Source organism: Sphingomonas sp. CFBP 13714 (genome assembly GCF_014842205.1).
In the GTDB taxonomy this organism is placed as follows: Bacteria; Pseudomonadota; Alphaproteobacteria; order Sphingomonadales; family Sphingomonadaceae; genus Sphingomonas; species Sphingomonas aerolata.
Window position 1 is genome coordinate 441,251 of record NZ_JACYVG010000004.1, and the last position, 6,358, is coordinate 447,608.

5 protein-coding genes are annotated in these 6,358 nt (G+C 63.6%); 4 read left to right on the top strand and 1 reads right to left on the bottom strand.

Features of this window, described 5'->3' with window-relative positions; translation table 11 throughout:
• Positions 1 to 36: 36 nt before the first annotated feature.
• Positions 37 to 624: a PEPxxWA-CTERM sorting domain-containing protein gene (locus tag IFT54_RS20505; RefSeq protein ID WP_244648880.1), complete on the bottom strand. Its 588-nt coding sequence runs from the start codon at positions 622 to 624 to the stop codon at positions 37 to 39.
• A 583-nt stretch (positions 625 to 1,207) separates the two neighbouring features.
• Here IFT54_RS20505 and IFT54_RS12180 point away from each other — a divergent pair.
• The 4 genes from IFT54_RS12180 (at position 1,208) to IFT54_RS12195 (ending at position 6,020) form a co-directional block, all read left to right on the top strand.
• A complete protein-coding gene (locus IFT54_RS12180) occupies positions 1,208 to 1,441 on the top strand; it encodes a hypothetical protein (protein WP_192070792.1) in 234 nt (77 codons plus the stop codon).
• A 366-nt stretch (positions 1,442 to 1,807) separates the two neighbouring features.
• Complete coding sequence (locus tag IFT54_RS12185; RefSeq protein WP_244648882.1) at positions 1,808 to 2,671, top strand: alpha/beta hydrolase; 864 nt, start codon at positions 1,808 to 1,810, stop codon at positions 2,669 to 2,671.
• Between the two features lie 186 nt (positions 2,672 to 2,857).
• Entirely contained in the window at positions 2,858 to 4,612 is a 1,755-nt protein-coding gene (locus IFT54_RS12190) for a GH39 family glycosyl hydrolase (RefSeq protein WP_244648884.1), read from the top strand.
• A 139-nt stretch (positions 4,613 to 4,751) separates the two neighbouring features.
• Complete coding sequence (locus IFT54_RS12195) at positions 4,752 to 6,020, top strand: PQQ-dependent sugar dehydrogenase (protein ID WP_342354820.1); 1,269 nt, start codon at positions 4,752 to 4,754, stop codon at positions 6,018 to 6,020.
• Positions 6,021 to 6,358 lie beyond the last annotated feature (338 nt).

Here is a 6,358-nt window from a genome sequence, read left to right on the forward strand (position 1 = left end):
GTCACCCGACCCGCACTCGTCACCCCTACAGTGCCGTCAGGCGAAGCGGACATTCGTCCGCTGGCGTCGACGCATGGCACCGCCGACCAAGCCGAAGCCGACGATGAACATGGCCCAAGTGGCAGGTTCGGGAACGGCTGCCACGACGGCAACGGGTGTGACGATGGCATCGGTCGCGATGAACGGCGTCGCATTGCCTGCGGCGGTGAAGCTCAGCATCGCACGGGTCGGACCAGCGGCGCTGGCGTCGAACGTGAAGTAGAAATCGTCAGTACGGTTCAACAGCGTGTTGCCGCCGTTAAGCGCGCCGCCCACGCCCAGGCGGGGGAAGGTCGCCATCGGACCTGCCGCCGGAAAATAGCCAAAGATCGACGCCGCCGCGAACGGCCCGGCATTGGGCACACCATTGGTGATGCTGCTGAAACTGGTCGGCGCACCGACAAAGCCGCTCACGCTATCGTCATAAGTCAGCTGAAATGCCGCGCTCAAGGCCGTGATCGGCGACGGCGTGCCGTTGAAGTTTTGAAAGTTGCTCGCCGTCAGCGAGTATGCGCGGGTTACGATCACCGCGTTCGCTGGCGCAACGCCCATTAGTGCCAATATGGTTGCCAGAACGACCCGCATCTCTTCCCCCATTTAACTGTTGTTTCGCACGATCTTAACAGCGTGCTATTCCGACGCAATTGTCCTGAAGGTGTGTCCGCGCGACGATGGCCTTGGGCGACGACGGAGCGTTGCGGCTACCATTGTCGCCTGGCCGGCCATCCGAGTCAGTGAAAAGCAGACAGCCCGGGTCCGCCAGCAGGCCTTGGCGCCACCCCCCGCCGTGTCCATGGCCGCGATGCCAAATGTCCGCAATTAGACAATCATTATCCTTCGAGATCAGCGCCAGCCCATTGTCGCGGTGCCGCCTATCGTAGCGGGTTCACCCTTCGCTGCTGCCTTGAGCAACTCGAGTCGAAAAATCTATTTACTATGCTTCGATCATGCAGCGCGCGCCGTATCAATCACCTGATGCCCTTGATTAATCAGGTCAAGCAATGAGTTACGAGGAAATGGCGACTATGACCTTTCGGTGAAGAGGCGGTATCCCGGCACATAAATTGTAAAAATATTGGAATAATTCTTTGGTCCTGCTTTGATCCAGAACTTAAGATCAGGCGTTACTCCGACGATTAGCCTCACATATGGTTGCTATGGAGTTGTCATGTCATCTATTTTGAATGAAAAGCGCCAGATTAGTCAATGGCTTGCAGAGGAAGCAGCGGCGCGGGATGCGTGCAGAAAAAGTACCAACCCGGTTGAGCAGGAACAGCATTTTATGCGCGCAGAACATTTTGCCGATTACGCCTGGAGCCTTGCTGAGACGAATAGTCACGCGTTTATCCCGTCGGAGATTTGGCATCCAAGCTCCGGCGAGCGCGAGAGAATGGCAGCATAGGACGCAGCTCAGTTCTCGCTATGCGGAACCTGCTAAAAATCGTTGGACTATGGTAGCGCTATCGATATCCTCAAATAAGAACGATAAGATCGGGAGAGCGACCATGCGATACGGATCCCGCTTGAAAGCCACCCCTCGATGGGTTCGGCGCCCTTTTTCGTACCTCTCCAGCTTGACGATTTGCGCAATCTCGCCCGCGCTGGCGCAGACCGATGTCATGGCTCGTATCGCCACCGCGGCGCAGACGAGCCCGGCCGTCAGTGATACGGGTAATCTTGCATGAGCAAGCGCACGCCCGGCTTCCATCCTGACCGCGCGCGCAGCAGTGGTCGCAATGGTACAAGCCAAGTGAAACGGGCCGTGTTCATGGCAGTTGCGCTGCTGGTGGCCGTTCCGCTCGGGGCGCAGGATCCCGCGCCCGAGCAACCGCCGCACTACACCGTGATCAAGCTCTGGCCCAACGGCGCGTCGGGATCAGTTGCGCGCCACGGCGAGGCCGAGATCGCCCGCGACTATTGGGTACGCAACATTCATGATCCGTCGCTGATCGCCTTCCCCGCCGCGCCTGCGCACCGCAACGGGGCGGCGATGGTGATCATGCCTGGTGGCGGCCACAAACTGCTCGTGTGGGCCAATGAAGGCACCAAGGTCGCGACCGCACTGAATCGCATGGGCGTCACCGCGTTTGTCCTCAAATACCGGCTCGCCAACGAGCCTGGGTCGAAATACTCGGTCGAGGGCGATGCGGCGGACGATGCGCGGCGCGCGTTGCGCTGGGTTCGCGCGCATGCCACCGACTATGGCATCGACCCGAAGCGCGTCGGTGCGATGGGCTTTTCAGCCGGAGGCGAACTCGTGTCGCTGATCGCGGACAATCCAGAGCCGGCACGACGCAGCGCCGTCGATGCCGTCGACACGCAATCCGCACGCCCTGATTTCCAGGTGCTTGTCTTCCCCGGACCGCGCGGCATCCCAGCCACCGCCGTCAAGAACGCGCCGCCGGCCTTCCTGGTCGCCGGAAGCCGCGATCCCTGCTGTGCGGCACCCACGGTCGCGCTCTACGAACAGCTGAGGAAGAGCGGCGTGTCGGCTGAGTTGCACATGTATGCGGACAGCGGCCATGCGTTCAACCTCGACGAGTCGGATCGGATATCGATCCTGCACTGGCCTGATCGTCTGCACGACTGGCTGGCCGACGGCGGCTGGCTTTCGCCACGAGGGACGAAGTGACGTGCAGATGGTACCGCTCGATCGAATTCAGCATCCTGCGCTGCGTTCCGCAGTCTCCATTCACGAACTGGCATTGCCGGACTTCAGCAACCCGCGTGAGATCCGCTGTCCACTCAAATCTCCGGTTCGGGTCATGATGGCCGCCGTCGCGCTGCTAGCGTGGTCAAACACGACATCGTCCGCATCATGTTCGTCTCCGGCGGAGCAGGTGACGACATCATGATACGGTTGATGATGATCGGTGCTGCGGCGATCGCCGTTCTCGCTCCCGCAAGCGCCGACCCGACCCCTGCTCCCGACGCGTTTTCCGTGGTCGTAGAGGTCGATGCCGGTCGTCCCGAACGGCCCGTGGACCCTGTGTGGCGCTTCTTCGGCGCTGACGAGCCAAACTATGCGACGATGAAGGACGGACGAACCACGCTGGCGACCTTGGGCAAACTCGCGCCCGACCACGTGTATTTCCGCACCCATAACCTTTTGACCTCGGGCGATGGCACCCCAGCGCTGAAATGGGGGTCCACTGGAATCTATTCGGAAGATGCGAGCGGTCGCCCGGTCTATGACTGGACCGTGGTCGACCGGATTTTCGACACGTACCGCGCGCGCGGCGTCAAACCCTATGTCGAGCTCGGCTTCATGCCCGAGGCGATGTCGACCAGGCCGGTCCCCTATCAGCATGACTGGCGGCCGGGCAGCGGCGCCTTGCGCACCGGCTGGGCCTATCCCCCACGCGACTACGGGCGTTGGGAAGACTTGATCTACCAGTGGGTGCGTCATTGCGTCGACCGCTATGGCCGCGAAGACGTCGCGAGCTGGTATTTTCAGACCTGGAACGAAGCCAACCTGCCGCAATATTACTGGGGCGGGACGCGCGAGGAGTTCTTCCGTTTGCACGATGCCGCGGTGCGCGGTGTCCGGCGGGCGCTACCCGGCGCGCGGGTCGGAGGACCGGACAATGCCGGCGCCGGTGACGACTTTTTGACGGCATTCATGGCTCACGTACAAGCAACGGGCACACCGACCGACTTTCTCTCCTTCCATGCCAAGGGCCAGCCCGAGCTGGTCCAGGATGCGAAGGGCGGCCACGTGCGCATGGCCCTGAACACCCACCTCAAAGCCGCCGAGCATGAATTCACAGCGATTAGCGCCAACCCGGCATTCCGCAACAAACCCATCGTAATCGGCGAATCCGATCCGGAAGGCTGCGCGGCCTGCCAGGGGCCGGCCAATGCGTACCGCAACGGCACCATGTACTCGAGCTACACCGCGGCATCCTTTCCCCGCCTGCTGGCGCTTGCCGACCGCCATCGCCTCAATCTGGAGGGCATCCTGTCGTGGGCGTTCGAGTTCGAGGATCAGGCACCGTTCGCGGGCTTTCGCCAACTCACCTCGAACGGCATCGACCTGCCGGTCATGAACATGTTCAAGATGTTCGCACAGATGAAGGGGCGCTACGTCCCCGCCATGTCCGACCATCAGGTCGCGTTGGACACAGTGATGACCGAGGGCGTGCGCGGCACCGCGGACGTCGGCAGCGTCGCCAGCCTCGACGGCGATAAGCTTGCGGTGCTCGTCTGGCACTATCATGACGACGATCTGCCGGGGCCGAAAGCCGCGGTGCGACTGCAGCTGCGCCGATTACCGCGCGCCGTTGCCAAGGGCGCGACACTGACCCACTACCGGATCGACGCCAGCCACTCGAACAGCTTCGCCGCATGGCGCGCGATGGGATCGCCGCTCGCCCCGACGAACGAACAGCGTGCCACGTTGCTGAAGGCCGCCGAACTCACGACCATGGATGCCGCGCCGACGCGCCTGACGGCTCGCAGGGGTGACGCCACGCTGGCGTTCGATCTGCCGCGGCAGGGCGTCTCGCTACTGGTCATCACGCCCGCGCCACGCGAAGCCGGGAATCGGCGGACCGGTGGCAGCAGCCAATGAGACGCCGGGCAAATGCCATCCGAGCCCGGCAATGTGGACGGACGTGCAGCGCCGACGCATCACGCGTTCGACGCGATAATCGGCTGGTCGCTCGATCGCGTTTGCGACACACCGGCCGCCTGTATTGAGAGGATCGCCTGTGCCTGCCTATCCTAGACTGTCCATCGCTGCGCTGTCGCTGCTGATCGGCTGCGGACCGACGGACCGCGCCGCACCACCGGCCGGCTCGGAGGCGCCCGCGCCACCGGTGAACTATGGCGCGGCGACCCCCGCGTCGTCCAAGCCGTTCAAGGTCGATCCCGTCGCTGCGTTCGACTCCCCCTGGGCGCTGGCCTTTCTGCCGGACCGGAGGATGCTGGTGACCGAAAAGCCCGGCCGGCTGTGGCTGGTCAGCGCGGCGGGCGTGAAGACGCCGGTCGGCGGCATGCCGCGCGTCCACTTCGAGGGACAGGGCGGTCTGTTGTTCGTCGCCACCGCGCCCGACTTCGCGCAGAGCGGGCACGTCTACCTCACCTATGCCGAACCCGGCGCGGGCGGCGACGGTCTGGCGCTGGCGCGCGCGACGCTCGATCCCGGCGCGGCGCAACCGGTGCTGAGAGACCTTCGGGTTGTGTGGCGGCAACTGCCCCGCGGCAAGGGCGGGCAGTTCGGCGGCTACATCGCATTCTCGCCCGACGGCCGCTATCTTTTCCTCACCTCCGGCGAACGCCAGCGTTTCACGCCCGCGCAGGACCCCGATCAGGCGCTCGGCAAGATCCTGAGGCTGACGCTGGATGGCACGCCGGCGCCCGGCAATCCCGGCGCCGGCAAGATCGGCGCGACCACCATCGGGATCATCGATCCGCCGGAAAATACCGGTGGCGCCGCCACCGCGCCGGTGCGCCAGGTCACGATTCCCGGTCCGAACCTGACCCGGGCGGAGACCTGGACGACGGGTCATCGCAACCCTTACGGGCTGGCGTTCGATGCCAAAGGTCGCCTTTGGTCGACCGAGATGGGGCCGCAAGGCGGCGACGAGCTGAACCTGATCGAGCCCGGCAGGAACTATGGCTGGCCGATCGTATCCTACGGCAAAAACTACGACGACACGCCGATCGCTTCGCCCGCCGGCAAGACGAAATTCCAGCAGCCGGCGCTGTATTGGAGCCCGATCATCGCGCCGGCCGGGCTCACCTTCTATGACGGCACGATGTTTCCGCAGTGGCGAGGCTCAGCCTTTGTCGGTGGACTGGCGTCGGAAGCGCTGATCCGTATAGCGTTCGACGGCGCGGTCCCCGTCGAAGCGGAGCGGTGGGCCATGGGCACGCGGATCCGCTCGGTCATGGCCGGCCCGGACGGGGCGCTATGGCTGCTGGAAGACGGACCTGGCGGGCGACTGCTCCGCCTGTATTCCAATCGCGCGGGTTGAGAGTTCGACAGGGGAAGCAGAATCAGCTGCTAAGGGGCGCCAGTCCGACGCGTGGCTTATGGCTCGAAAAACGACTTTAAGCCCGCATGGCCCGATAGCCGGACATTAGCGACGTATTCGCTCCTTCCCGGTTACCGCCATTCGTTAAGGGGCACCGACTTCCCTTCTGACCTCTGTGATGGCCGCTCCGACCGATTGCCCGATGGTCTTCGTCAAGATAGACCGGCGCCGCTGACCTGTTCGATCCGAGCAGGGCGGCATGATCGCGTCGGTGCCCCGGAAGGGGCTTAATAGGGAACGCGGTGAGGGTGGTTTGCCACCTGAAGCCGAGGCTGTCC